This is a genomic window from Aurantibacillus circumpalustris (assembly GCF_029625215.1).
Classification (GTDB): Bacteria; Bacteroidota; Bacteroidia; order B-17B0; family Aurantibacillaceae; genus Aurantibacillus; species Aurantibacillus circumpalustris.
The window spans coordinates 4,358,883-4,385,763 of sequence record NZ_CP121197.1; the positions used below are offsets into that span (position 1 = coordinate 4,358,883).

Annotated in this window: 25 protein-coding genes; 15 read left to right on the forward strand and 10 right to left on the reverse strand. The window is 34.5% G+C overall.

The features are described from left to right. Positions 1–53 precede the first annotated feature (53 nt). Positions 54–467, forward strand: coding sequence for a type II 3-dehydroquinate dehydratase (gene aroQ / locus P2086_RS18000; protein ID WP_317898155.1), 414 nt, complete (start codon positions 54–56; stop codon positions 465–467). Between the two features lie 139 nt (positions 468–606). On the opposite strand, the gene P2086_RS18005 is transcribed toward aroQ, so the two are convergent. Further along, positions 607–1,230 carry an L-threonylcarbamoyladenylate synthase gene (locus tag P2086_RS18005; protein ID WP_317898156.1) on the reverse strand — a complete coding sequence of 208 codons (624 nt, stop codon included), beginning with the start codon at positions 1,228–1,230 and terminating at the stop codon, positions 607–609. A gap of 32 nt (positions 1,231–1,262) precedes the next feature. On the opposite strand from P2086_RS18005, the gene P2086_RS18010 reads away from it, so the two are divergent. From P2086_RS18010 to pyrH, 10 genes are all read left to right on the forward strand, one after another. Further along, positions 1,263–2,555, forward strand: a complete 1,293-nt coding sequence (locus tag P2086_RS18010) for a hypothetical protein (protein WP_317898157.1) — start codon at positions 1,263–1,265, stop codon at positions 2,553–2,555. Between the two features lie 153 nt (positions 2,556–2,708). Beyond that, the gene (locus P2086_RS18015; RefSeq protein ID WP_317898158.1) at positions 2,709–5,444 is read left to right on the forward strand and encodes an outer membrane beta-barrel protein; all 2,736 of its coding nucleotides are present in this window, start codon (positions 2,709–2,711) and stop codon (positions 5,442–5,444) included. After that, positions 5,431–6,156, forward strand: coding sequence for a GLPGLI family protein (locus P2086_RS18020; protein WP_317898159.1), 726 nt, complete (start codon positions 5,431–5,433; stop codon positions 6,154–6,156). The genes P2086_RS18015 and P2086_RS18020 overlap by 14 nt, the downstream gene beginning before the upstream one ends. Before the next feature lie 152 nt (positions 6,157–6,308). Then, on the forward strand, positions 6,309–6,890 hold the full coding sequence (locus P2086_RS18025; RefSeq protein ID WP_317898160.1) for a TetR/AcrR family transcriptional regulator: 582 nt from the start codon (positions 6,309–6,311) through the stop codon (positions 6,888–6,890). 2 nt (positions 6,891–6,892) lie between these two features. Beyond that, positions 6,893–7,660 (forward strand): TatD family hydrolase, encoded by a 768-nt coding sequence (locus P2086_RS18030; protein ID WP_317898161.1) that lies wholly within the window; start codon positions 6,893–6,895, stop codon positions 7,658–7,660. Between the two features lie 105 nt (positions 7,661–7,765). Beyond that, positions 7,766–8,221, forward strand: a complete 456-nt coding sequence (rplM, locus tag P2086_RS18035) for a 50S ribosomal protein L13 (protein ID WP_317898162.1) — start codon at positions 7,766–7,768, stop codon at positions 8,219–8,221. 11 nt (positions 8,222–8,232) lie between these two features. Next, on the forward strand, positions 8,233–8,619 hold the full coding sequence (gene rpsI / locus P2086_RS18040) for a 30S ribosomal protein S9 (RefSeq protein ID WP_317898163.1): 387 nt from the start codon (positions 8,233–8,235) through the stop codon (positions 8,617–8,619). A 30-nt stretch (positions 8,620–8,649) separates the two neighbouring features. Beyond that, on the forward strand, positions 8,650–9,498 hold the full coding sequence (rpsB, locus tag P2086_RS18045) for a 30S ribosomal protein S2 (protein WP_317898164.1): 849 nt from the start codon (positions 8,650–8,652) through the stop codon (positions 9,496–9,498). Positions 9,499–9,626: 128 nt separating this feature from the next. Beyond that, entirely contained in the window at positions 9,627–10,451 is an 825-nt protein-coding gene (tsf, locus tag P2086_RS18050; RefSeq protein WP_317898165.1) for a translation elongation factor Ts, read from the forward strand. A 100-nt stretch (positions 10,452–10,551) separates the two neighbouring features. Further along, on the forward strand, positions 10,552–11,259 hold the full coding sequence (gene pyrH / locus P2086_RS18055; protein ID WP_317898166.1) for a UMP kinase: 708 nt from the start codon (positions 10,552–10,554) through the stop codon (positions 11,257–11,259). A 90-nt stretch (positions 11,260–11,349) separates the two neighbouring features. On the opposite strand, the gene dnaG is transcribed toward pyrH, so the two are convergent. From dnaG to rpsU, 7 genes are all read right to left on the reverse strand, one after another. Continuing rightward, positions 11,350–13,380 carry a DNA primase gene (dnaG, locus tag P2086_RS18060; RefSeq protein WP_317898167.1) on the reverse strand — a complete coding sequence of 677 codons (2,031 nt, stop codon included), beginning with the start codon at positions 13,378–13,380 and terminating at the stop codon, positions 11,350–11,352. A gap of 43 nt (positions 13,381–13,423) precedes the next feature. Next, entirely contained in the window at positions 13,424–14,449 is a 1,026-nt protein-coding gene (ltaE, locus tag P2086_RS18065) for a low-specificity L-threonine aldolase (protein ID WP_317898168.1), read from the reverse strand. Positions 14,450–14,452: 3 nt separating this feature from the next. Beyond that, a complete protein-coding gene (locus tag P2086_RS18070) occupies positions 14,453–16,453 on the reverse strand; it encodes an alpha-ketoacid dehydrogenase subunit alpha/beta (RefSeq protein ID WP_317898169.1) in 2,001 nt (666 codons plus the stop codon). A gap of 32 nt (positions 16,454–16,485) precedes the next feature. Further along, on the reverse strand, positions 16,486–17,184 hold the full coding sequence (locus P2086_RS18075) for a hypothetical protein (protein ID WP_317898170.1): 699 nt from the start codon (positions 17,182–17,184) through the stop codon (positions 16,486–16,488). 86 nt (positions 17,185–17,270) lie between these two features. Then, complete coding sequence (hpf, locus tag P2086_RS18080; protein ID WP_317898171.1) at positions 17,271–17,576, reverse strand: ribosome hibernation-promoting factor, HPF/YfiA family; 306 nt, start codon at positions 17,574–17,576, stop codon at positions 17,271–17,273. Between the two features lie 27 nt (positions 17,577–17,603). Then, a complete protein-coding gene (locus P2086_RS18085) occupies positions 17,604–18,497 on the reverse strand; it encodes a tyrosine-type recombinase/integrase (protein ID WP_317898172.1) in 894 nt (297 codons plus the stop codon). A gap of 80 nt (positions 18,498–18,577) precedes the next feature. Continuing rightward, the gene (gene rpsU / locus P2086_RS18090; protein WP_317898173.1) at positions 18,578–18,775 is read right to left on the reverse strand and encodes a 30S ribosomal protein S21; all 198 of its coding nucleotides are present in this window, start codon (positions 18,773–18,775) and stop codon (positions 18,578–18,580) included. A gap of 127 nt (positions 18,776–18,902) precedes the next feature. Here rpsU and P2086_RS18095 point away from each other — a divergent pair, with 127 nt between their 5' ends. The 4 genes from P2086_RS18095 (at position 18,903) to P2086_RS18110 (ending at position 23,797) form a co-directional block, all read left to right on the forward strand. After that, positions 18,903–19,901, forward strand: a complete 999-nt coding sequence (locus P2086_RS18095) for a DHH family phosphoesterase (RefSeq protein WP_317898174.1) — start codon at positions 18,903–18,905, stop codon at positions 19,899–19,901. Continuing rightward, a complete protein-coding gene (locus P2086_RS18100) occupies positions 19,901–20,410 on the forward strand; it encodes a DUF6913 domain-containing protein (RefSeq protein ID WP_317898175.1) in 510 nt (169 codons plus the stop codon). Before P2086_RS18095 ends, P2086_RS18100 begins: the two co-directional genes overlap by 1 nt. 64 nt (positions 20,411–20,474) lie before the next feature. Next, a complete protein-coding gene (locus P2086_RS18105; RefSeq protein ID WP_317898176.1) occupies positions 20,475–22,115 on the forward strand; it encodes an acyl-CoA carboxylase subunit beta in 1,641 nt (546 codons plus the stop codon). Positions 22,116–22,354: 239 nt separating this feature from the next. Further along, positions 22,355–23,797 carry a PP2C family protein-serine/threonine phosphatase gene (locus tag P2086_RS18110; RefSeq protein WP_317898177.1) on the forward strand — a complete coding sequence of 481 codons (1,443 nt, stop codon included), beginning with the start codon at positions 22,355–22,357 and terminating at the stop codon, positions 23,795–23,797. Here the strand turns inward: P2086_RS18110 and P2086_RS18115 are convergent. Both P2086_RS18115 and P2086_RS18120 read right to left on the reverse strand, forming a co-directional pair. After that, positions 23,794–24,651 (reverse strand): hypothetical protein, encoded by an 858-nt coding sequence (locus P2086_RS18115; protein ID WP_317898178.1) that lies wholly within the window; start codon positions 24,649–24,651, stop codon positions 23,794–23,796. The two genes, P2086_RS18110 and P2086_RS18115, sit on opposite strands and share 4 nt — an antisense overlap. A 103-nt stretch (positions 24,652–24,754) precedes the next feature. Further along, complete coding sequence (locus tag P2086_RS18120) at positions 24,755–26,851, reverse strand: peptidylprolyl isomerase (protein ID WP_317898179.1); 2,097 nt, start codon at positions 26,849–26,851, stop codon at positions 24,755–24,757. Positions 26,852–26,881: the final 30 nt, after the last annotated feature.

Consider the following 26,881-nt stretch of genomic DNA (forward strand, 5'->3'; position numbering starts at 1 on the left):
TTAAATAAAAAGAAACAGTTTTTCGATTAAAAAATTAGTCTTAATTTCATCGAATGAAGATAATGATAATAAACGGGCCTAACTTAAATCTTTTGGGGAAACGAGAACCGGAAATATACGGCGCGACTGATTTTGAGACTTATCTTAAAACACTAAAAGAAAAATTCAAAGATAGCGAGATTCATTATTTTCAAAGTAATGTTGAGGGCGAACTCATTAACAAACTGCATGAAGTTGGTTTTTCTTTTGATGGTATCATTATTAACGCGGGAGGCTACACGCATACCTCTGTTGCACTAGCAGATGCTATCTCTTCCATTAAAACACCAGTTATTGAAGTTCATATTAGCAATGTTTTTGCCCGAGAAGATTTTAGACATGTTTCTTATCTTGGTGCAAATTGCAAAGGAAGTATCAGTGGCTTTGGATTAAAAAGTTATGAACTCGCTTTGCTTAGTCTTCTGTAATACCTTAATATTTGAGTGGCTTTAACAATGAGGTATAGGGCTCAGAGTGACCGAGTCGGAACAATTAATTGAGCAACTATACGTATTATTTCTGTAGCAAATTCACTCAGTGCCTCTGTCTCTCCGTGTTGAAAAAGCTTTAAGACAAAACCTCCAAACTCCCCAAGCCCTCTCTTATTACTTCTATCTCATTACCGCTGCAATCAATAATTGTTGAAGGATAAAGGTTTCCAAATCCGCCATCAATTACAATATCTGCAATTTCACCAAACTGCTGCAAAATTATTTCCGGGTCTGCAAAATATTCTACAATGTCATCGTTTGTGTCAACCAAACTTGAAGAAATAAGAGGGTTTCCAAGCCTTTCAACAATTTCTTTACAGATGGCATTATTCGGAACACGAATACCCACCGTTTTTTTATTCTGCTTTAATAATTTTGGAACGTTATTGTTTGCTTCTAAAATAAAAGTGTAAGGCCCAGGCAAAGCCTTCTTCATAATTCTAAAAATATGATTTGGAATAGCTTTTGCATATTCAGAAAGATGACTCAGGTCTGAACAAACAAATGAAAAATTAGATTTCTCAGGCTTTATATTTTTTATTTTACAAATACGTTCGATTGCCCTTGTATGTGTAATATCACAACCTAAAGCATAAACGGTGTCTGTTGGATAGATAATTATTCCTCCATCTTTTAAGCATGCAACAATTTGAGAAATTGATTCGTAAGCAATATTATTTTCGTTAATTCTCAATAACATAGTGTGAAGTTACAAAAAAAGAGATAGGCTACTTGAATACAATTCCTTTTGTTATTTTTACCAAAACTCAAACCTTATCAATGACCATTCATAATAAGACTCACATTTCACGCGAGAATAAATTAATGATTGGCTCTTTTATTATTTCTCTACTCGTATTGTTTTATAAACGTCCTGATTCTTTTTACCATTCGCAGTTTTGGGCTGAAGAAGGCGTTGTTTTTTTTGCTGAAGCCTACCATGAAGGATTTAGTAGTCTTTATAATACCTGCGCCGGCTACTTTCACCTCTATCCAAGGCTAATTGCTTGCTTTTCTGTTGCAGTGGGCTTACCCTTACATATTGCTCCATTTGTTTTTTGTTATTCATGGTTACTGGTATTTTTTATACTGCTATACTATATTTGGAAAAGGCTTCCTTATTCAGATATTCAACGTTTTTTTATTGCCATTTGCGTTTCGCTCATCCCAACCCAATCTGAAATAATAATGAACCTTACCAATTTGCAGTGGACAATGGTTTTGTTTCCGATTATTATTTTCTCATCAACAAATTTTGACAAAAACAAAAAATGGTTTTATGCCGATCTTCTGTTTCTCTTTCTCTCTGGCTTTACCGGCCCAAATTATACAGTACTTTTACCGCTATTCCTCTTTTCAGTTTTTATACAACGTCATCAATTTAAAAATGACAAAAGAAAAACAATTTCTTATTTACTGGTTATCTCCATTGGGATTATTGGAGCGATAGCCTTATCCGGTAACGGCAACATTAATCGAACAGAAGGAGAATTTACACTTTTCAATGAAGGCTTTATTCATTATTTATTTGTTCAGTATTGGTTTCTGCTTTTAGGAAAGTTTGCTTTAAACCTGCCTTTTGTAATTATGACAATTGGAGTAGTAGCAGTTTTTATTTATATGCTGGTGCTTGTACTTAAAATTCACAAGTCAAACACAAATCTTTTCCCTATTCTTTCCTTCTATTGCGGGACACTATTTCTCATCACCACGCTCATTGCATATCGCAATGAACCTTCACTTCTCGACCCCTACTATCGTGGAGTGCGTAATTTTTACATTCCCGCTCTCATGTTTATGTGGGTTTTTATTTCCGTTTTATATGAAAACAAATCCACACATACAGGTTTATCTCTAATCTTTATAGGATTTCTCATTCAAACAATTCTATTCGTAAAACCTTTTAGTTTTGAAGATAATCAATTAAGAACGTATTCAGGGAAAATTCACACTCAGGATACGCTAAGTATTCCCGTAAATCCATCTGGTTGGTATATTCGAATTGACAATAGAAACGTCAAGTAAACAAGGCTTCATTACTTTTATTTTAAAAGCTTTGAATTCCCAAAAAAAGCCAAAAAATAAAATCACCCCCCTCGTTAACAAGTCGTTAACTTGTTCTGTATCCTTTTTTAAATACTTTCGTTACAGATTTAATTCAAAGTCAAAACCCTAAGAATGAGCAAAAAAATACTAATTCTTTTATTCTTTTTGTTCACAGTTTTCTTAAAAGGGCAAACCCTTAAATTTACCGGTAATATTAACGATACAAGTGCCAACAATGGCCTTCCAAACGTTCTAATGATGGTGCTTAAGTTTAGTGATTCTACGCTTATTAAACACACGCGAACTAATAACACAGGTTTCTTTAAACCTATTCAGGTTCCACTTGATACTTATCTTGTAATTTTATCACATCCAAGCCATAGCGATAAAACCTTTTTATTAGTGCCTTCTTCCAAAGATTCTGTTTACAATTTTAAAAATGTTGTACTACCGCCAAAATCGTTTGTATTAAATGAAATTGAAATTGTTGCCCCAAAAGAAAAAAGTTACTATAAAGGCGATACTCTTATTTTTACTGCCGACTCTTTTAAAACAGGAGCAAATGCCACAGTGGAAGACCTTCTCAAAAGATTGCCTGGCATGCAGGTAGATGCAAATGGGAAAATTACTGTACAAGGTAAAGAAGTTGATCAGGTTTTAGTGGATGGCGACGAATTTTTCGGAACGGATCCAACCATTGCCACGCGTAACCTCAACGCATCTTCAATAGATAACGTACAGGTTTTTGATAAAAAAAATGAAAGTACTGAAGAAGGCGCTAATGAAACATTAAAGGTTATAAATCTAAAATTGAAGGACGATGCCAAGAAAGGTTATTTTGGAAAAGTATCAGGCGCCAGTGATTTTCAAAAATTTTATGAAGGAGAATTTTTAGCAAATCATTTTAAAGGGAGCCGCAAGGTAAGTTTATTTGGATTGGTAGCAAATACACCAAAACAGGCTTTTGGTGGTGGAGATGCTTATAAATATGGCTTGAGTGGTGAACAGAACTGGATTTACGATGATGAAACTGGTAATTGGATAAATAACAATGAACGAGGAACAGGCGTACCTCTTACAATTAAATCTGGTTTTTATTTTAATGATAAGATTGGGGAAAACACAAAAATAAATGCCGATTATACGTTTAATCAAAATCAGTTATTCTCCGGTTCAGAAACAAACACCCAATTTTTTCTTGCAGACACAAGTTACTCCAACCTGAAAATAAAAACCAGTGAATCAAAAAATCAAAACCATTCTTTTAATTTTCGTGTCATCCAAAAATTAGATTCACTCACAGAACTTACATTAGCTCCAAAAATTAAATATACTACATCAGATAATTCCACTATACAAACGGATGATTTTATTTCTGGAGAAATTGCTACAACTCGTCGAACAGTCATAAAAAACACAAACTCAAATCAAACAAGCGACGCTAATATTTATTTGAAACTGAGTCGCAACTTTATGAAGAAAGATCGCAACATAAGTATCTCTTATCAACCCATCTTTAATTCAAGTAACAATGACACAAAATTAAATACAGATTTTATTTATTATGAAGGTCAGGCCAACGACAGCAGTTTGGTTCAGAAAAGAACGCAGAAAAATTCTAAAATAGAACACAATGCCTCTTTGATTTATACAGAACCTTTCACAAAAAAAATTAAAGGTGAGTTTAGTTACAACTTTACAAATAATCAAAATTCTAATAACAGAGAAACATTTAACTATAGGGCAACTGGTTATGATTTATTAGATTCAAACCTCTCTAATAATTTTGAAAACAAACGTGTCATTCACAGAGCAGGTACCAAACTCACGTACGAAGTAAAAAAATACAGAATAACGGTAGGTAGTTATTTTAGAAATATTGAGCAGCAGAATGTGAATATAACAACCGGGAATAAACTACAATTAAAGGTAAACAATATTCTTCCGCTTGCCTCATTTAATTACAGAATAAATCAAGGGTCAAATTTATCTTTTCGGTATAACTCTTCTTCTCAACAACCCGATTTACAGCAAATGCAGCCTGTGCGCGATAACACAGATCCAAATCGTATTTCGATTGGTAACCCAGATCTTAAACCTACTTTCAGTAATAATTTATCTCTCAACTATTATTTTTATAAAGGTATTAAAGATGTAAATTTTTGGGTTGGTGGAAATTATGGTAATACTAATAACCAAATTTCTTATGCGACCACCTATGATTCGGAAGGTAGGGCCATAACTCAACCGGTTAACGTGAATGGAAACTATAATGGAAACGTTTGGCTTGGAGGAGGTTTCCCTCTCTTTAAAAAATTCATAAAAACCTATTACAATTTTAATGGGAGTTTCTCAAACAATGTTTCTTTGGTTAACAGCACGAAAAACATTTCTCAAAACACAAGTCTAGGGCCAAGCATGAGTGTGGAAAAAAATGCCGAAAAATTTAACATTCGTATCGGCGGCGATTACAGCTATAACATCCCAAAATCTACCATCAGTATACAATCTAACCAACCTTATTATAGTTACGGATTAGAAGGAAGTGTTGTACTCAAGATTCGGAAAAAGTTTATTATTTCAACCGATGGCCGCTACAATGATAATGGTAATCGTACGCCTGGATACAATATCCATTATTTTATTTGGAACGCTTCCATTGCTCGTCTGTTTCTTAAAACAGGAAACTTAGCTCTGTCTCTCAACGCAAACGACATTCTAAATCAAAACATAAGCAACCAAAGATATATTAGCAGCAATCAAATCGTAGATACTAAAACGCAAATAATAAAACGCTATTTTCTTTTGAAACTGCTTTACAAATTCAACAACCAAAAAACTAAAGTAGAAGGCGATGATGACTTTTAAAAAACTCTTTTTTGTTTTATTTCTTTTTAGTTTCATTGTGAAATTTGAAGCGCAAATAACTTCCGCTAAGATTACCTACGAGCGTAAAACAAATCTTTATAAAAAATTTAAAAGCAAAGACTATGTGTTGCGTTGGATTAAGGAAGAAGATAAAATTAAGATTGATTATTTTGAATTATTTATTACTGACAGTTGCTCAGTTTTCAGACCTCAGGAAAATGAGCTGAAAGAAAATTACAGCTGGACAACAAGTAAGAATACAGTTTATCAATACCCCGATCAAAACAAACGCTATTTAATAAAAACTATGTGGGGAGAGGAATTACATTTGACCGATACGCTTAGAAAACGAGAATGGCATGTAACCGAAAGCACACGAAAAATAGCTGGATATGTTTGTAGAAAAGCTATCTGGCACGTCAACGATAGTACGCGAATTCATGCCTGGTTCAGCTACGACATCACTCCGTCTGCAGGTCCCGAAAGTTTTAATGGCCTTCCAGGAACAATTCTTGGCATTGCAAACGAAGATGGTGGTATTGTGTATTTCGCTAAAAAAATAGAAATCTTAAAACCCGAAGCAAAGCTATTTGTCCCGCCTAAAAAGAAAAAAATATATACCGTTACTGAATTAATAGCAGAACTTACCAAGCAATATGGCTACGAAGAATGGTTTAAAGACAACCTTGAAATGAACTTTGGTATTTGGTAATTCCAAACTAACTTTTAATTCACATTATGTATACACGCTCCGATGTTTCTAGTTTCTGATCTAGCTATGAGTGATTTTTTTGATTTTTTTACTCAATTCTATTTGGAATAATCGTTCCGAATACTTAATTTTGTTTTACAAAAATCACACATATGCCAAAAGTAAAACAATTCAACAAGGAAAAAGTTTTAGAGGTAGCCTCAACTATTTTCCACCAAAAAGGATATAATGGCACCTCCATTGATGAAATTCTAAAGGCCACTGGTCTTAGTCGGAGCAGTTTGTATGATTCCTTTAAGGATAAACACAATTTATATTTACAATCCCTTGAGTTTTATAAAAATGCTGAGAAAGACGGTTACGAAACTGTTAATCAAAAAAAACTTAACGGTATGCAAAAAATAGAATTTCTATTTAAGGAAGTCGTAAATCATTTAGTTGCACATCCTAATGACAATGGTTGTTTAATGGTGAATGCAGCAGCTGAAATGAGCAAACACTGCGAAAAAACCGCTAAACTGATTTGTAATAACAAAGAAGACATGCATGAGCTTTTTACAACTTGGTTAAACGAAGCACAGACAAGTAAGGTAATAAACCTTTCAAATGCACCTAAATCATACGCGCCATTTCTATTTAACTCCCTTTGTGGACTAAAAGTGCTTAGTCAAAGCGGTGCCACCAAAACCGAATTAAATAATGTAGTGAAAGTTACTTTAGATGCAATTGTTTAAAAATGTTGATTGACACACACACACATCTTTACGCTGAAGAATTTAATTCAGACCGAAAAAATCTAATTAACAACGCTATCTCAAATGGCGTTAAAGAATTTTACCTGCCAAATATTGACTCTACTTCTCTAGCTAGTATGCTTGAGGTTGAAGAACAAATGCCTGAGTGCTGTTTTGCAATGATGGGGTTACACCCCTGTTCAGTCAATGCAAACTATCAAACTGAGCTTTCATTAGTAAAAGAATGGCTTGCTAAAAGAAAATTTATTGCTGTAGGAGAAATTGGGATTGATTTATATTGGGACAAAACCTTCTTTGAGGAGCAAAAAACGGCGTTTAGAAAGCAAATTGAATGGGCTTTAGAATATAATTACCCAATTTCGATACATTGCAGGGAAGCATTTGACCCGATCTACGATATATTAATCTCTTATAAAACACGTCCAAAAGCCGTTTTTCATTGTTTTTCGGGTAATTTAGAGCAGGCTAACAAAATAATAGCCCTTGGAGGCTTCAAATTAGGAATTGGAGGCGTTATAACCTTTAAAAACTCAGGATTAGATAAGGTTATAGAGCAAATTTCGCTGGAGCACTTAGTTTTGGAAACTGATGCGCCTTATTTGGCTCCTATACCTTTTCGAGGAAAAAGAAATGAACCAGGTTATATTCTTGAAGTAGCCAAAAAAATAGCGGCCATTAAGGATGTTTCTATGACCGAAGTTGCAAAAATTACAAGTGAAAACGCTAAATATATCTTTCGTAATGGATAAATTGTTGAAAAACTACAGTTATTTTTCAAAAAAGTTTTGTTCACTAAAAAAAACTTCATACATTTGCACCCCCTAATTCGGGGAAAAGACTAAAATTTTTACAAAGTGGACGCATTAAGTTATAAAACAAAATTTGCCAACAAGGCTACAGCCAACAAAGAATGGTTGCTTGTTGACGCTGAAAATGAAGTAGTTGGACGTTTAGCAACCAAAGTTGCCATGTTGCTTCGTGGAAAACACAAACCAAGCTACACACCGCATGCAGATGCTGGTAGCAATGTAATTATCATTAATGCTGAGAAAGTACGCTTTACCGGTAAGAAATTTACTGATAAAGAATACATTCGTTATACAGGATATCAAGGTGGTCAGCGTTTTGCTACCCCAAAAGAAGTAATGGCTAAAAAACCTCAAGACATTTTATCACATGCTATTCATGGTATGTTACCAAAAGGTCGCTTAGGTAGAACCTTAAATACAAACATTCGTATTTTCGTTGGTACAGAGCATGGTCATGAGGCACAACAGCCTAAAAAAGTAGATTTAAGTAAAATAAAGTAATTATAAATTAAATGGAAGTAATTAACACATCTGGTCGCAGAAAAACTTCAGTTGCTCGTGCTTATGTAACAGCAGGTACGGGAAACATTGAGGTAAACGGAAGAGATTTCAAAGAATATTTCAAAACACCAACCCTACACTATTATGTAACACAATCTTTAATGGTTTCAAACCTTCGCGAGGCTTATGATGTTAAAGTTAATGTTGCCGGTGGTGGTATTACAGGTCAGGCACAAGCTATTCGTTTAGCAATTGCTAAAGCATTGGTTGAAATGAATGCAGATCTTAAAAAAGATCTTCGTGCAGCAGGTTTAATTACACGTGACCCGCGTATGGTTGAACGTAAAAAATTCGGTCAGAAAAAAGCTCGTGCTCGCTTCCAATTCAGCAAACGTTAATATTTTATTTAAAGAAAGAGAACATAAAAAATGTCAGCAAGAACATCATTTAACGAATTACTTGAATCAGGTGCACACTTTGGTCACCTTAAAAGCAAATGGAATCCAGCAATGGCTCCTTATATTTATGCCGAAAAAAACGGTATCCATATTATTGACTTAAACAAAACGGTTGCTAAGATTGACGAAGCAGCAGACGCCTTAAAACAAATCGCACGTTCTGGACGTAAAGTTTTATTTGTAGCTACTAAAAAACAAGCAAAAGATATAGTTGCCGAAAAAGTGAAATCAGTTAACATGCCTTATGTTACTGAGCGCTGGCCAGGTGGAATGTTGACTAACTTTGCTACAATCCGTAAATCGGTTCGTCGTATGAGTCAAATCGACAAAATGTTTGCTGATGGAACTTTCGCTAACGTTTCGAAACGTGAGCGTTTACAGTTTTCTCGTGAGCGTGCTAAATTAGAAACTCAATTTGGTTCAGTAGCAGATTTAACTCGTTTACCAGCTGCTTTATTTATTGTCGATATTACAAAAGAACACATCGCAGTTGCAGAAGCAAAACGTTTAAACATTCCAACATTTGCAATCGTTGATACTAACTCAAATCCAAATTTAGTTGACTTTGCAGTTCCTGCTAATGATGACGCTTCAACTTCTATCGCTTACATCATTGATTTAATGGTAAATGCAGTAAAAGAAGGTTTGTCTGATCGCAAGATGGATAAAGAAGCTAATGCTGAAGAAAACGACACTAAAGAATTAAGTGCTACTGAAGCTGAAGAATTAGCTGATGGCGCAATCATTAAAGGTGCAAAAGTTGAAGAAGAAGAAGGTGGGGCTAAAAAACCTCGTCGTAGAGTGGCAGCAAAAAAATAATTTTAATATAAATTTTTAAAAGCGGTCACTCTGGCAACAGGCTGACCGTTTTTTTTAGCCATGAAGCAGATCGAAGATCATTTCATGCAAAACAACAAGAAACAATAAACTAGAAATAATAAATAAAAATGGCAATTACAGCAGCAGAAGTAAACAAATTACGCCAGCAAACAGGTGCAGGCATGATGGATTGTAAAAAAGCATTAGAAGAAAGCAACGGCGATTTTGAAGCCGCTGTAGATTTTCTTCGTAAAAAAGGTGCAAAGGTAGCAGCTAACCGTGCAGACCGTGACGCAAAAGAAGGTGTAGTTTTAGCTAAAACCTCATCAGATAATAAAACAGGTGTTGTTATTAGCATTAACTGCGAAACAGATTTCGTAGCGCAAAATGCAGATTTTATTCAGTTCGCTGAAACAGTTGCTAATGTTGCTTTAACAAAACAACCAGCAACAGTTGAAGAACTTAAATCTTTGCCATACAACGATCAAATTACCATTGCTGAGAAGTTTTTGGAGCAAATTGGTAAGATCGGTGAGAAAATTGATATAGGATACTACAGTGTGGTTTCTGCTCCTCAAGTTGTAGGCTATATTCACCCAGGAAATCGTTTAGCGGTTGCTGTTGGTTTTAACAAAACTGTTACTCCGGAAATTGCTAAAAATATAGCTATGCAGGCAGCCGCAATGGCTCCAGTAGCTATTGATAAAGACGATGTAGATAAAACTACTATCGATCGTGAATTAGACATTGCTCGTGAGACTACTCGTGCAGAGGGTAAACCAGAAGATATGGTTGAAAAAATTGCTCAAGGTAAATTAAATAAATTCTATAAAGATTCTACATTATTAAATCAAGAATTCTTTATCGATAACAAAATGACTGTACGCCAGTTTTTACAAGGTGTTGAAAAAGACCTAACGGTTTCTGCCTTAAAGCGTTATTCATTATCGTAAATTATTAATCCCGACTTTTTAGTCGGGATTTTTTTTGATATTTTTTTATTTAAACTTCCCTTGTTCTTAATTGCAGCTTGAACAAGATAAAAAACGAACTATGAAATACAAACGCATACTTTTAAAACTAAGCGGAGAAGCCTTAATGGGAAATAAAGGTTTTGGAATCGATCAAGAACGCTTAATGGAATATGCTCAAGAAATTAAAACGGTTTATAACGCAGGTTGTCAGGTAGCCATTGTAATTGGTGGTGGAAACATCTTCCGCGGAATCCAAGCCGAAAAAGGCGGCATGGATCGTGTACATGGCGATTATATGGGAATGCTAGCTACTGTCATTAATAGTATGGCTATTCAAAGCGCTTTAGAAGGATTAGGAGTGCATACACGTTTACAAAGTGCTATTAAAATGGAACAAATTTGTGAGCCGTACATTCGACGCAAAGCAGTGCGACATTTAGAAAAAGGCCGTGTCGTCATTTTTGGCGCAGGAACAGGAAATCCTTATTTTACAACGGATACAGCTGCCACTTTAAGAGCCATAGAAATTGAAGCCAATGTAATTTTAAAAGGAACGCGTGTTGACGGGATCTACACAGCAGACCCTGAAAAAGATAAAACAGCAACTAAATACGAAACCATTTCTTTTGATGAAGTATACAGTAAAGGTCTTGAAGTTATGGATATGACCGCCTTTACCTTATGTAAAGAAAATAATCTTCCTATTATTGTTTTTGACATGAACAAAAAAGGAAATCTTAAAAATTTAGTTGAAGGAGAAAAAATTGGGACTTTAGTTGAAATGTAGTGTAGTTCCGTAATAACTTTTCCAAAGTTATTCAAAAAAAGCAATTAAACTTTGGAAAAGATCAATGCCGCAGGAGCCCCTGCGGCTTTTTTATTTTATCACCTCTCTCCCCAAAAGTTTGTTCACCCTGCCTTTCAGAGAATCTAAATGTTTTAATTCTTCTAATACCTTTAACGAATCTTCGTATGAAATTGTTTTTAATTCCATTTGTTTCTCATGAATAAAATGGCTCAACTTTCTACTCTTAAAACTAAATAAAGACCGTTGCGCGTCGCGTTTTGCATTATCAATTTCTTTAGGAACTAAAACGCCAAAGTTTTTCCATTTAGGACTGATTTCATATTTATCAATCACATGATTGATAATAAAACTACTAACAATTGGATTCGGCGACCGTAAAAAATGCTCTATGTTTGGTAAATTTTGCTGTTTTAATTGCTCTATGTATTCATCCAAAACCATTTTATATAATGGATTTTCATAAACAATTTCGTCGCGCCACAATTCAAAAATAATAAACTCACCAAGTGTTATTTCTAACTCATGCTCCATGTTTACTTCGTCTTCTGCCTGTGTAGTAATAAGCATATTTCCATACTTAATCAACAAACACAAAAGCTTTTCTTCCTCCGCATCAAAACCATACAACTCCGATTCAGGAGCAGCTTCCATAAAACTTGTATCGTCCAGACTTGCTGGATCAAAAGCTCCTTCTTCACTTGTAGATTGATTTTGTGTGCCAGTTTGTTGCCCTGATGGTCGTTGACTTTGCGACGACGATGATTTACTTCCCTTGCGTCGTATTTTATTTACTTCTAACTGAAGAATAGATTCCTCTATCTCCATGATGTTAGCGCACTCTTTAATGTAAATGCTGCGAATAATATTATCGGGAATAACTGCAATATTTTCCACGATATCTTTTATTACTCCCGCCCTTTTTATGGGGTCGTTCGCAGTTTCTGTTTTTAATTTCTTGGCTTTGAAATATAAAAAATCGTCTGTGCTATTTTTGATGTAATCTTGAAACTCTTGTATAGTTACTTTTCTACTGTAAGAATCCGGATCGTCATTATTTGGAAACTGGAGTAACCTAACATTCATCCCTTCCTCCAATAGTAGCGGAATTGCACGATTACTTGCCTTTTGCCCAGCTTCATCACCATCGTACAAAACAATAATGTTTCGTGTAAAACGATGAATAGATTTAATTTGATCGACCGTTAAAGATGTTCCACTAGATGCTACAACATTTTCTATACCCGCTTGATGCATCGCAATAACATCCATGTAGCCTTCTACCAAATAACAAGCATCGTTATTTTGAATAGCTTTTTTTCCTAACCACAACCCGTACAAAATTTTACTCTTGTTGTAAATTTCTGTCTCGGGACTATTAATGTATTTGGCGGTTTTTTTATCAGTACTTAAAGTCCTTCCTCCAAAAGCAACCACACGCCCGCCGTCATCCTGAATTGGAAACATCACGCGTCCTGCGTAGCGGTCAAAAAGATCAGCCTCAGCAAGTTCTTTCCCTTCAACGTAACGATTGCTCACAATGCTCATGCCCGTTTTAGCAAGATACTTGGGAGCATAACTACTTTTAACAGCTGCTTTCGTAAAAGCGTTGCGCTCTTCTAAACTATATCCTAATTGAAATTTAGCAATGATATCATCTCTTAATTCACGTTCTTTAAAATAACCTAGACCAATTGATTTTCCCTCATCGGTATTCATCATGGTTTCGGTAAAGTAACGTTGCGCATATTGCATCACAATCAACATGCTCTCACGCTCTGTTTGTTGCTCGCGTTCTTCAGGAGTTATCTCCTTTTCAATAACTTCAATATTATATTTCCTAGCTAGCCATTTAAGAGCCTCCGGATAACTTAACTGCAAGTGATCCATGATAAAATTCACAGAATTTCCAGCCTTCCCACAACCAAAACATTTATAAATACCTTTTACTGCAGATACCGTAAAAGAAGGAGTTTTTTCTCCGTGAAAAGGACAAAGTCCTAAAAGATTGGTACCCCGTTTTTTTAAGGTGATAAATTCTCCAACAACCTCCTCAACAAGGGCGGCATCTAATATTTTATCAACGGTAACTCTAGGGATCACTTTATTAAAATAAGGACATTAAAGATACTAAATTCTAAGAATTTTAACAAACGTACTTGAGAACCTGAATGGTCCTAGCAAGCATGTCATCCGTGTAATCCAGGTGCGTAACGAAACGAATAGTCTGTTTTCCAAAAGAAGAAATCTTAATTCCATTGTCGCGCAATTTTTTTTCAAACGCTTCACCACTTATTATTTCCTTCTTCAAATTAAAAATAAGAATGTTTGTATAAACCGGAAGAATAGATTCTACAAAAGGTAATTCACGCAAGACTTGTTCTAACTTTTTTGCTCTTAAATGATCTTCTTTTAAACGTGTGATGTTATTTTTTAAAGCGTACAAACCGGCCGCTGCTAAAAAACCAGCCTGACGCATGCCGCCTCCAAAAACTTTTCTATAACGACGGGCTTTCTTAATAAAATCTTTATCTCCTAAAAGTAATGAGCCAACCGGTGCTCCCAAGCCTTTTGATAAACAAATTGAAATCGAATGAAAATAATTTCCAATTTCTTTTGGAGTATCTCCAGTTTCAACTAAGGCATTAAAAATACGCGCTCCATCTAAATGCAATTTTAAATTTTTGTCACGACACAATTCGTACACTGGTTTTATTTGTTCTTTTGTATAGAAGCTTCCTCCTGCTCTATTCACAGTGTTTTCAAGGGAAACTAAACTTGTTTTTGTTAACCAATCAAAATCGCCATTGATACAAGGCTCTATCATCTCTGCAGAAATTCTTCCTTCGTTTCCTTGAATTAATCTTGCCTGAACGCCTGAATTAAAGGAAATTCCACCACCTTCATAATTAAAAATATGAGAATTCACGTCGCAAATTACCTCGTCTCCTGGTTGTGTATGCACTTTAATGGCAATTTGATTTGTCATAGTACCACTAGGGCAATACAAGGCTGCTTCTTTACCGAATAAATTAGCAGCATAATTTTCAAGTTCAATTACAGTAGGGTCTTCATTAAACACATCATCGCCAACCTTCGCCGTCATCATTGCCTCTAACATAAGCGCTGAAGGTTTTGTAACGGTATCGCTTCTTAAATCAATGAACTCCATAATTTAATATTTCCAAAGTTTTAATAATTTTTCTTTAAATCGTTCTTTGGGTAAGAAATTATGTTCAAGATCAACATTCATCGGAACCGGCGTATCCAAACTTCCTTCACGCATAACAGGAGCGTCTAAATAATCAAAACAGTTTTCCGAAATCAAGGAAGCAATTTCGCCTGCAATTCCACCTGTTAAAGTATCTTCATGCATCACAATCACTTTACCTGTTTTTTTAACAGAAGCATAAACTGCTTCAATATCAAGCGGAGCAAGGGTTCTAAGATCCAATAAATCGGCACTCATATCGTTATTTTCAGTTAATGCTTCTAATGCCCAATGCACTCCTAAACCGTAAGTAACAATTGTAAGATCATTTCCTTCTTTTAATAATTTTGCTTTACCAAAAGGTATAGTATAATATCCGTCAGGAACATCTTCTGCAATACTTCTATACAAAGCTTTGTGTTCAAAATACATCACAGGATTTGGATCATCAAACGCTGTTAGCAGCAAGCCTTTTGCATCGCTTGGAAATGCGGGGTAAGCAATTTTTAAACCCGGCGTTTTAAAAAACCAAGCTTCGTTACTTTGACTGTGAAATGGTCCTGCCGCAACGGCTGCTCCTGTTGGCATGCGGACAACCACATCAGCATTTTGTCCCCATCTATAATAACTCTTTGCTAAATTATTTACAATCTGCGTCATGCCTTCGCTAACAAAATCTGCAAATTGCATTTCTACCATAGCCTTGTGTCCGTTAATAGACAAGCCAAAGCCAGCTCCTAAAATTGCACTTTCACATAAAGGCGTATTTCTTACACGTTCTTTTCCAAAAGCTTCTACAAATCCTTCTGTAATTTTAAACACACCACCATAGTCTGCAATATCCTGTCCCATTAAAACAAGATTTTTATGTTTTTGCATTGCCAGTTTCATACCATTACTAATAGCATCAATCAAGCGCATGTTTGTTTTACTTTCAGAAACACTGCTAGTATCTTCAACAGAAAAATCTTTGAATAATTCTTTTAATTCCTTTGCAGTATCTGGCGTTGGATTTTTTTCAGCAAACGCGATTTCTAAACCTTCATCAATTTCTTTTTTTATTTCGGTGCGTGTATTTGCTATCAGTTCTTCAGTGAGAACACCTTCATCAAGCAAGAATTTTTCGAATGTAGCTACAGGATCTTTTCTTCCCCAAACATCGAACAATTCTTTTGGCACATACTTGGTACCGCTCGCCTCTTCGTGACCGCGCATACGAAAAGTAACACATTCTAAAATAACAGGACGTGGATCATTACGAATACTCTCGCTCAAAGTTTTTATAGTTTCATACACTTTCAGTACGTTGTTACCGTCTATCGAAACTCCTTCAATACCATAACCAATAGCTTTGTCAGCAAAAGAACTACAGCGGAATTGTTCATTGCTTGGTGTACTTAAACCGTAGCCATTATTTTCAATTACAAAAATTACCGGTAAATTCCACACTGCCGCAGTGTTTATACTTTCGTGAAAATCACCTTCACTTGCTCCACCGTCACCACTAAAAACAACTGTTACCTTTTTTTCTCTTCTTATTTTGTTAGCCAAAGCAATACCATCTGCTACGCCTAATTGTGGGCCAAGATGAGAGATCATACCAACAATGTGATATTCATTGGTTCCAAAATGAAAAGAACGATCACGTCCTTGTGTAAATCCACCAGGTTTTCCCTGAAATTGAGAAAATAAACGATTTAATGGGATTTTACGAGTAGTAAAAACACCAAGATTTCTATGCATTGGTAAAATATATTCATCCGAATTGAGTGCAGTTGCAACACCTACTGATATTGCTTCCTGACCGATACCACTAAACCATTTTGCGATTTTTCCCTGACGAAGAAGTAATAACATCTTTTCTTCAATCATTCTAGGTTTTAAAATGTTTGTGTAAAGTTCCAACAAAGTGGAATCCTTATGCTTTTTTTTCTCAAACTTAACAGGCGTTTCAGCTGTAATCATTCTTATTAAATATTAAATTTATTAATTGAGATTTATCTTTTTCCAAGTAGCAAAGTAACTCCGAAGCCAATGTTTATCCAACTCATAAAATAGTTATTGGATTTGTCCCGAAGCTCATCAATTGCATTAAATCTTGGTTCCTTGGGATCGAACTTATAAAATGCCGTTGTATAGGCTACCATTATTGAAAAAGTAAGCGATCTATCTGTGATAAAACTCACGGATATTTCAGGCTGTAAAAGTCCGGCATTAAATTTTGAAGCCGGAAATGGAAGATTGGCGTCTGCACTATCATTTACGACATTATTGTAATGCATTAATGAGTAGCCAGCATTTAGGCCAAACGTTGCAAAACCTTTTTCGAAAAAATGATCGTAGCCGATTTTAATAAAAGGTGTATTACCAATTAATCGCGTATTATAAGACAAAGTTGCTCCGGTTGCATTTCCCTTTGGATCTTTGGCTTGATAAAAAGCAAATACAGCTTTGTTATTTTGAAAGTGGCTATATTGATAACCAACTCCGATGAAAAATGTACTAAACACGCGAGCATTTAAACTCAGATTGGTTTCAAAAATACCATTGAATGCAGTCCTGAATTTTTGGCTGCTTAAAGATTTTTGTATACCAATATTGTACCTTACTGTGTAGGGTGCGCTCCTTTTATCTCTAGTTTGAGAGAATGTAATTAAAGGGCTAATAAAAATTAAGACTAGAAGTATTTGACGCATTTCCTGTTAAAGATAAAGCTAATTGCTTGAATAAAAAAAGTCGCCACTTTAATTCGTAGCGACTTCTCAATTGGCTCTTTTTAGAACTACTGATGATGCTCTATTAATTTATCTTTATGTTTCTTTATTTGCGTTTTAAGCGCTTCACAAACCAAGTCAGTGGCTTCCTCAAAACTTACACATTGTTTCTTAGCAAAAAACTCTTGTCCTTTTCCGAGTATTTTTACTTCAGAAATTTTATTATCACTCGTACTACTTTTATCGAGTCGCAACGTTACTTCACCGCTGATTATTCCATCATAAAATGTATTTAGTTTTTCAACTTTTTCATTGATAAAGTCGAGTAACTTTCTGTCTGCAGTAAAATGCACTGATTGAATGTTGATTGTCATAGCTTTTCCTCCTTTTAATTTATGTTACTAATTGCCCGATCGTGGATGGGCTTGATTATACGATTTTTTTAATTTATCTATTGAATTGTGTGTGTATATCTGAGTCGCCGATAAATTGGCGTGCCCTAATAATTCTTTTACAGCATTAATATCTGCACCATTATTTAATAAATGAGTCGCAAAGGTGTGTCGCAAAACATGTGGACTTTTTTTCTTATTTGTAGTTACACTGCTTAAAATTCCTTTTACAATCTTTGTAATTTTCCCAGCGCTTAATGCTTTATTACTGAGCGTAACAAATAGGTGCGGATTATCAAGGTTATTTTCTTTCTTTTCTTTTAGATAAGAAACAATACTTCTTTTTAATTCAACGTCAAATGGAATGATTCTCTCTTTACTTCTCTTACCTAATACCTTTAGTTGAGTATTGAACAAATCAACATCACTTTCTTTTAAACTTAATATTTCCGCCCGCCTCAAACCTGTTTGATACAATACGTCAATAATTAATTTATCGCGCATTCCTTCAAAACCTTTAGCAAAGTGCTTGGTTTTAAAAATTTCAGCAAGATGATTTTCATCTATAAAAACAGGTAATCGTTTCGGTGTTTTTGGTCCCTGAATTTTTTGAGTTGGATTTACATCCACCAATCCATTTTTAAGTAAATATTTGAAAAAAGATTTTAAAGTGCTGATCTTCCTATTAACACTTCTAGCAGAAATACCATTATCCATTAAGGATGCAATGAAAGATCTAACGTATTGGAAAGAAATTGTGGAAAGCGAATAGGACATTATTTCCTTATCTAAAAAGGAGAAAAACTGTTTAAGATCTGCTTCGTAATTTTTCGATGTAAGAGGGCTAAATCTTTTTTGTAGATTTAAGTAGGATAAAAAACCGTTTACTGCGCCCTCAACCATATAAAATAAAAAATCCTAATCGAAATTATACATTTCAAATTAGGATTGCAATTAAAATATCTAAAAAAATAGAAAAAGGGCTATTTTTCGATAGCGCCGATTTGTAATTTTTGCTTGTAAGAAGCTTTAATGATTTCTTCGCGACGACGAACTGAAGGTTTTGTGAATTTTGAACGATCACGTAGTTGCTTTACAACACCAGTTTTTTCAAACTTCTTCTTGTACTTTTTTAAAGCTTTTTCAATATTATCGCCTTCTTTAATCTGAACTATTAACATTTTTACTTGTTTATTTAAATTTAGAGGGGCAAATATATGGTTTTTATTGTACTTAAAGAAAATATTTTAAAGATTTTTAGTGATTAATTCGTGCCTAAAAGTCTAAATTTACGGCTTATACCGATTTATGCAGAAAGACAGCTTCCAAAAGTTCAAAAAACTCCTTAAAAACAGCCAAAATATAGCTATTGTGACCCATTGGAGTCCAGATGGTGATGCAATGGGGAGTAGTTTGGCCTTATACCTATTCTTGTTTAAATTGAATAAGAAAGTAAGTGTTATTGTTCCAAATGCCTACCCTGATTTCCTTCACTGGCTGCCTGGAAATAAACAAGTAATTAACTTTCAAGCAAATGAAAAAAAGGCCGAAAAGATCCTAATGTCAGCGGACGCTATTTTCACTTTAGACTTTAATTCCTATAAACGCTTAGAAAAACTTGGAAATATTCTTGAGAAAACAGAAGCTCCTAAGGTTTTAATTGATCACCACCAACAACCAGATGACTACCCTACTTTGTATTTTCATGACGTAGACGCTTGCAGCACTTGCGAACTTATTTTTGATTTTATTGTTGGACTTGGAGAAAAAAAACTCATTGACAAGAAAATCGCAGCCTGCCTTTACACCGGTTTAATGACAGATACTGGATCGTTCAGGTATCCAAGTGTAACCCATAAAACTCACCTTATTCTTTCAGAACTTTTAAAAACTGGCATTGTTCCGAGCGATATACACAGCGCTGTTTACGATAACTATAGTCTCGACCGTCTAAAATTATTAGGTTTTGCGCTAAACGAGAAACTAAAAATGGTACCGGGTTGTCCAGTAGCCTATTTCACTTTAACCGAAAAAGAACTTAGCACGTTTAATTATCAAAAAGGAGATATAGAAGGACTCGTCAACTACCCTTTTTCAATTAAAGGGATTAAAGTTTGCGCGCTATTTAATGAGTCTGAAGGATATGTAAAAATTTCGTTTAGAAGCAAAGGAAAAATTGATATGAACCTTTTTGCGCGTAAATATTTTAGTGGTGGTGGTCATATTAATGCCGCTGGTGGTAAAAGCACACTGAGCCTAAAAGACACTGAAAGTAAATTTGTTGAATTAGTTAAAGAATTGTTTTAATGGCTTTTAAAGTAATAACAAGGTTTATTCTTAAATTTAAAATAAGACGGGATAATCTAACTCGTAAAAGAAAATTCATTTCCTGGGATAAAGTTGAAAAGATTGCACTGATTATAGAAAAGCATAATTCGTTGAATAAAAGCGCTATTGACAAACTTCTTGAAGAATCAAAAAAATATATTGAAGTTTTTTATATTGAAACAGATTCAAAAGAGCATACTTTTGGGGACTGGAATTGTTTTTCAAAAAAGGATAAATCCCTTTTGAATCTCCCAAAAAAATTCAATCTAAACGAGCTAACATTGAAAAATTTTGATATTGTCATTAACACTTGTGATGAAAATAATTTATTTGCTACAGCCCTTGCGTTATCAATACAAGCCCAGTTAAAATGTGGGGAAAATAAAAGTTTTGACTTAGCAGATCTAATTATAACAAAGAAACAAGCTGATAATTTGAAAAATTACTTAGATGATACATTTAAATATCTAAGAATGATAAAAGCTTAATCTGTTTTTTCACATGAAATATTTACATAAATTTATTGAATAGTTTAACCGTTGATAATAGGGTATGGATATAGAATTTAATAAGAACGAAGACACAATGCGCTTACTCATTAGCCAAATGGAACAGCGTTTACAAAAAATACATTTGGGTGGAGGTAAAGCCAGAATTGAAAAATTAAAAGACCAAGGTAAAATGACAGCGCGCGAGCGTATCGATTTTTTACTTGATAAAGATACCTCTCGTTTTGAAATGGGAGCTTTTGCAGGTTATGAAATGTATGCTGAACACGGCGGTTGTCCTGGAGGTGGTGTAGTTATTGTGATTGGTTACGTGAGTGGTAAACAGTGTATTGTTGTTGCAAATGACGCTACTGTTAAGGCCGGCGCTTGGTTTCCGATTACAGGTAAGAAAAATTTACGTGCCCAAGAAATAGCAATGGAGAACCGTTTACCGATTATTTATTTAGTAGACAGTGCCGGTGTTTATCTTCCATTACAGGATGAGATTTTCCCAGACAAAGAACATTTTGGAAGAATTTTTAGAAATAATGCTGTTATGAGTAGTATGGGAATACTTCAAGTAGCAGCAGTAATGGGTAGTTGTGTTGCAGGTGGAGCTTATTTACCTATCATGAGCGATGAGGCCATGATTGTTGACAAAACCGGTTCCATTTTTTTAGCGGGAAGTTATCTTGTGAAGGCTGCTATTGGTGAACATATTGACAATGAGACCCTCGGAGGCGCTACAACACATTGCGAAATTAGCGGGGTAACAGACTATAAATGCAAAGATGATCAGGATTGTTTAACCCGAATCCGTAACATCATGTCAAAGGTTGGGGACTACGAAAAGGCTGGTTTTAATAGAATTGAAGCTGCTCTTCCTAAAAAAGATCCAAAAGAAATTTATGGTATTTTACCTGACTCACGCGATAAACAATATGACATGCGTGACATTATTGAAAGATTTGTTGATAACGGGGTGCACGAAGAGTACAAAGAATTATATGGGCAAAGTATTATTTGCACTTATGCCAGAGTTGATGGCTGGGCTGTAGGAATCGTTGCTAACCAACGCAAAATAGTTAAAGGTAAAAAGCCAGGCGGAAGCAATGAAATGCAGTTTGGAGGGGTTATCTATAGCGATAGCGCAGATAAAGCAGCACGATTTATTATGAATTGTAACCAAAAGAAAATACCATTAATCTTTTTGCAGGACGCAACCGGTTTTATGGTAGGTTCTAGAAGCGAACAAGGCGGTATAATTAAAGATGGCGCAAAAATGGTAAACGCGATGGCTAATAGTGTTGTACCTAAATTTACAATCGTAATAGGAAACAGTTATGGAGCTGCAAATTATGCTATGTGTGGTAAAGCGTATGACCCAAGATTAATTGTTGGCTGGCCAACTGCAAAAATAGCGGTAATGGGTGGTTCGCAAGCGGCTCGTGTTTTAGTGCAAATTGAGGTCGCCAGCTTAAAAGCCAATGGCGAAGAAATTACTGAAGAATACGAAACAGAACTATTTAATAAAACAAAAGACCGTTACGATAAACAGACAACTCCTTATTACGCGGCTTCACGTCTTTGGATAGATGCCATAATTGATCCACTTGAAACTAGAAAAGTGATCAGCATGGGTATTGAAATGGCTAACCATGCTCCACTTACAAAACAGTACAATGTCGGTATGCTACAAACATAATTTGGTAACATTAAAAAGTTGATCAGGTGATTGTTTTTATTTGAGCCTACTTAAATAAATTTATTATTCGTAGCCTAAATATTATGGGTATCACTATGGTTTTACACTTTGATACTTTCCTATTTTGGGCTACAAATCATCCAAAATCTTAAACTTTTCGTATATAAAGAAAAGCTTAATAAGTCTAACCTAAATCTCGCAAACATGTATCTTTCAACCTTCAACGCTTAGTTATAAGAATGGCAGAAACAAGTATATCAGAAAGTATCATAAAACACGAATTCAATAAATCCATTGAAAAGTTTCATGTTATAGCTTGTTGGGTAGGTCTAATTTTAAATATTGTTTGGTTTATCAGTGATTACTTTGTTATAAAAGAATACCTGATTCCCTTTTTAATTTTCAGGCTTGCTGTTTCCTTATCAGCAGCGGTACTCATTTTCTTTAGAAATAGTCTTGGCTTAAACATTTTTACCTGTATGTTTATTTTAATTCTAGGCATTTCTATTCAAAACGCCTACATGTGGAGTGTTATGGATATTGCACACTTCCAAAAACATGCCTATGCCTATATGGTTCTATTTATAGGTGTTGCAATGCTTGCACTTTGGGAGCTGAAATTTTCCTTTATTCTTGCAGCAATAACAGTGATTGCAAATATTATTTTTTATAAATTGAATAGTATTTTATCCGTAGAAGATTTTCTAATTAATGGCGGTTTAATAACTCTTTCAGTTATTATATTCTGCATATTCACAATCCGAACACGTTATAGGCTGACTTATAATGAAATAAAATTTCGTTTGGAATTAGAACATTCAAAAAAATTAATAGAACAAAAACACGAGGAATTACTTCTTCAAAAAATAGAAATTCAAAGTCAAAAAGATTCGCTTGAAGAAAAAAATCGTGAAATAACAGATAGTATTAATTATGCCAAAAACATTCAAAATGCTTTCATACCCTCTGAACAGAAATTTAACTCTCACTTTAATGATAGTTTTGTTTTATTTAAACCAAAAGATATTGTAAGTGGTGATTTTTATTGGATACACGAAAAAAATGGCACTACGTTTTACGTAACGGCAGATTGCACCGGGCACGGCGTCCCTGGTGGATTTATGACTATGCTGGGTCTTTCTTTTTTAGATGAGATTATTGTTGGGCAGGAAGTTCAAGATCCAGCCAAAGTACTAAACTTAATGCGGGATAAAATTATAAGTACATTAAATCAATCTGGAAACGTTGGTCAAAATAAAGATGGAATGGATATAACGGTTTGCAGAATAAATAAAAATGAAAAAAAACTTACCTTTTCATCCGCCAACAACGATATTTATTTAATACGAAACAATTCCAAATTTGAAAACGGAAAAGAATTTATTGAATATAAAGCTAATCGTCAATCTTGCGGCTATAGCGATTTGAATAAACTTTTTACTTCGGAAAGCATTTCTTTAAACGAAGGAGACTGTATTTATACCTTTACAGATGGTTTTGCAGATCAGTTTGGCGGACCAAAAGGTAAAAAATTTCGATATAAGCAGTTTGAGGAAATACTCATTAATAATTCACACCTTAGATTTTCAGCACAAAAAAACTTACTAAATAACATGAATAACGCCTGGCGCGGAGATCATGAACAGGTTGATGATATACTTGTGATTGGTATAAAAATTTAATTTATAGTAAATTTTTTATCTGCTTTAGCCTTTTCTAGAAGATTCTTTTTGTACTCCATCACCAAGGCTGTTTTCCGGATATTAATAATATATTTTTTAATATTATTTGCTTCAAAATTTATTGGGGATAGTCCGTTCTTAACTTTTACATCCTTCACTTTTAAATAATAATAAAACTCGTCATCAGCAAACTCAACAACCCTACCAGGGCTTAAATTAAAGTCAGGCTGCTCTCTTAAAGCGGGAATTTCTTTTTTAATATCCTCCAAGAAAAGCCATGTACTGTCATTCATAAAAAAATTCTCAGCATTCTGAACACAAAGGTCATTCAGTAATTCCTTGTCTTTTGGGTTAAATGAATTTAATAATTTTTTGATCTTTGGAAGCGCAGGAGTTCTGACAGGTATTTTAAAATAATTTACTTTAATAATGTTTTCATTTAATATAAAATTGTCACGGTGTTCTTCGTAGTAAGATTCAATTTCAGACCTATTTATTACAGTATCCAAATTAGCTTCTATTAACTTGGTTTGATAAATGTAATTTATTAATGAACGTCTATAGGATTCTACTTGCTTTTCAATATCAATTTCATCCTCACTCAATTTATCAATGGCTTCCTGATAAAACAAAGCATCAGTAGCCCAATTTTCTATTGATTTTTTCGCGTTGTAAATACTATCCTTAATTATACCTGTGCTAATAAACTCGGTATTGTATTCACTTATATCCAAGCTTTCGTTTCCCGCTGTGGCTATGATTCTTAGATCCTTATTCTCTTTTGTATCAACAGCATTTTTACATGTAAAAAAGGTAGTTAAAAATAATATATAGGCAATTTGCTTCACGCTCACAATTTGGGTTAAAGTTAAATTAAACTTCTTTAGATCAAAATAATATAATAAAAAAAACCGGCTGTTTTATCTAAACAGCCGGCTAGTTAAATTTTTACTAAACCTATTTAACGGTATCTAAAGCTTCTTGATTTAATTTCACTATGTATTTACTCTTTAAATAAGACAGCCATTCTTTGTCCAAGTAATTCTGATAATCAGCAGTAACACTTCCACGACATTCTCCTAAAGTTTTAGGCGTTTTTGGTGACAGTTTATTTACTACTATAACATTAATGTTATTTTCTTCCTTAATATCATTTTCAAGAACACCGCTCTTCCAATTAGCGTCTACATTTTTATTTTCACCTTTCAAATACGTAATGTTTTCTACAGAAACGTTTAACTGAGAAGATTTATTTAGAGCATCTGTTATTTGTTTCTCTGACTTACCAGCTTTTAAAGATTTACGAACATCTTTTGCTACTTTCTCATTCAAACATTTGTAGGTAGTAACATCAGCACGCTCATCCCAAAGATAATTATTCTTATTCCCCTCATAGAACGCTCTTAAACCAGCAGTGTCCTTCACTGCCCTACTCCACACCTTTTGATCCGTAAGGTCAAACAACAAAATCCCATCTCTGTACTCACGGTACAAATTTGCAAACTCAACATACTTTTTTTCCAAGTGAGAATCTTCATAAGCAACCATAGATTCTTCTACCCATGTTTTGTATGTGCTCCTTACTAATTCATTTAGATCAGCGTTTGTTTTATATGTCATTTGCGTCTCCATGAATTTCGCAAAGTCATTTTGTGTATATGACTTTCCAGCAAGGTTAAATATCTCCTTATTACCAAGCTTTGAAGCTCTCTCTGCTTTCCAAGTTGCTTTTAAATAAGTTGAATCTATAATCTTTACAAAGTCAGCCAAATTTTTCGCATTCTCTTTGAACCCATTTTCTTTCTTAATTTTTTCAATTAGAGCGACACGTCCCATTTGAGATCTGCTGTCTCGCGCTACACGTGCCTTCAATTCATTCTTGATTTCATCAAAAGTAGGGAGTACTTTTAAATCCATCCGTTTAATTATATGCCATCCAAATGGGGTAAGCACCGGAGTACTGATATCATTATTATTTCTCAAACCAAAAGCTGCATCTTCAAATGATTTTGGTAAACGTCCTCCCTTAAAAGGTTGAAGTTGACCACCCCTGTCGCTACTTTGCTTGTCATCACTGAACTGGCGCGCAAGCTCTTCGAAATTTTGACCAGCTTTTAATTTCGTGTAAATTTCATCAATTTTTACCTTGGCGTTTTTCTTGTCCTGTTCACTTGCCTCTTTAGGGAATTTTGACATGATATGAGCTACAGTTAATTCACCACGACTAACTCTCTTGTCATAAACCTTTAAAATATGATATCCAAATCTTGTACGTACAATCGGACTAATCTCACCAACAGCCGTATTATATGCAGCAGACTCAAATGGATACACCATATCGAGTGCCGAAAAGTAGTTTAAATCTCCTTTGTTTTCAGACGCAGAAGGGTCGTCGCTACAAATGCTTGCAAAAGCAATAAACTTATCCGCTTCGTTTCGTGAATTGGCTGCTAGGCTCTTAATAAGCTTTGTCCTAGCAAATAACAGTGTACTATCTTGATTCTTTAAACGCTTTGATACTTCTGTAGTGTTTCGTAATAGCTTTTCGTAATTAGCTATATCAGCTTGGGTTGGAAGTTTTCCCAAAACTGCATTTCTTATAATATTAATTCTTGTCCAAGCCTCAAGAGTATCTTTAGGCAAAGCAGATTCATCCAATTTAATGAGAATGTGACTAGCACGAACCTCAGACTTCATTCGCTCGTAAGCTTCAGTTAATAAACTTTCATTCGTATTTTTATCTGTAAGATAAGGCGCTGCCAACTGTCTTCTATAGCCAGCCAACTCAGATTTGAAAGATTCCAATGTATCCAAACCAAGACTTTCCGCCTCAAAAACTTTGCTCTTATACAGGGAAAATAAATCTACATATTCTTTTATAGATTTAGAACTAGCAGATGTTTCTTTACCATTGTTTTTATGATAAACAGCTTCGAATTCAGATTTTTTAATGGGTTTCTCGTTAATTGTCATTACAACAGGATCTTGAGCTTTAATACTATTTACAAATGTAGTAACGGTTAAAGCAACAACAATTAGGCTTTTATTCTTCATACTTTAAAAAATTTTGTGCAAATTTAGTTC

What these genes read in the sequence shown, in the direction of transcription:
- aroQ (WP_317898155.1), top strand. Translation starts at nt 54, where the DNA reads ATGAAGATAATGATAATAAACGGGCCTAACTTAAATCTTTTGGGGAAA.
- P2086_RS18005 (WP_317898156.1), bottom strand. Translation starts at nt 1,230, where the DNA reads ATGTTATTGAGAATTAACGAAAATAATATTGCTTACGAATCAATTTCT.
- P2086_RS18015 (WP_317898158.1), top strand. Translation starts at nt 2,709, where the DNA reads ATGAGCAAAAAAATACTAATTCTTTTATTCTTTTTGTTCACAGTTTTC.
- P2086_RS18020 (WP_317898159.1), top strand. Translation starts at nt 5,431, where the DNA reads ATGATGACTTTTAAAAAACTCTTTTTTGTTTTATTTCTTTTTAGTTTC.
- P2086_RS18025 (WP_317898160.1), top strand. Translation starts at nt 6,309, where the DNA reads ATGCCAAAAGTAAAACAATTCAACAAGGAAAAAGTTTTAGAGGTAGCC.
- P2086_RS18030 (WP_317898161.1), top strand. Translation starts at nt 6,893, where the DNA reads ATGTTGATTGACACACACACACATCTTTACGCTGAAGAATTTAATTCA.
- rpsI (WP_317898163.1), top strand. Translation starts at nt 8,233, where the DNA reads ATGGAAGTAATTAACACATCTGGTCGCAGAAAAACTTCAGTTGCTCGT.
- rpsB (WP_317898164.1), top strand. Translation starts at nt 8,650, where the DNA reads ATGTCAGCAAGAACATCATTTAACGAATTACTTGAATCAGGTGCACAC.
- tsf (WP_317898165.1), top strand. Translation starts at nt 9,627, where the DNA reads ATGGCAATTACAGCAGCAGAAGTAAACAAATTACGCCAGCAAACAGGT.
- pyrH (WP_317898166.1), top strand. Translation starts at nt 10,552, where the DNA reads ATGAAATACAAACGCATACTTTTAAAACTAAGCGGAGAAGCCTTAATG.
- ltaE (WP_317898168.1), bottom strand. Translation starts at nt 14,449, where the DNA reads ATGGAGTTCATTGATTTAAGAAGCGATACCGTTACAAAACCTTCAGCG.
- P2086_RS18070 (WP_317898169.1), bottom strand. Translation starts at nt 16,453, where the DNA reads ATGATTACAGCTGAAACGCCTGTTAAGTTTGAGAAAAAAAAGCATAAG.
- P2086_RS18075 (WP_317898170.1), bottom strand. Translation starts at nt 17,184, where the DNA reads ATGCGTCAAATACTTCTAGTCTTAATTTTTATTAGCCCTTTAATTACA.
- hpf (WP_317898171.1), bottom strand. Translation starts at nt 17,576, where the DNA reads ATGACAATCAACATTCAATCAGTGCATTTTACTGCAGACAGAAAGTTA.
- P2086_RS18085 (WP_317898172.1), bottom strand. Translation starts at nt 18,497, where the DNA reads ATGGTTGAGGGCGCAGTAAACGGTTTTTTATCCTACTTAAATCTACAA.
- rpsU (WP_317898173.1), bottom strand. Translation starts at nt 18,775, where the DNA reads ATGTTAATAGTTCAGATTAAAGAAGGCGATAATATTGAAAAAGCTTTA.
- P2086_RS18095 (WP_317898174.1), top strand. Translation starts at nt 18,903, where the DNA reads ATGCAGAAAGACAGCTTCCAAAAGTTCAAAAAACTCCTTAAAAACAGC.
- P2086_RS18100 (WP_317898175.1), top strand. Translation starts at nt 19,901, where the DNA reads ATGGCTTTTAAAGTAATAACAAGGTTTATTCTTAAATTTAAAATAAGA.
- P2086_RS18105 (WP_317898176.1), top strand. Translation starts at nt 20,475, where the DNA reads ATGGATATAGAATTTAATAAGAACGAAGACACAATGCGCTTACTCATT.
- P2086_RS18110 (WP_317898177.1), top strand. Translation starts at nt 22,355, where the DNA reads ATGGCAGAAACAAGTATATCAGAAAGTATCATAAAACACGAATTCAAT.
- P2086_RS18120 (WP_317898179.1), bottom strand. Translation starts at nt 26,851, where the DNA reads ATGAAGAATAAAAGCCTAATTGTTGTTGCTTTAACCGTTACTACATTT.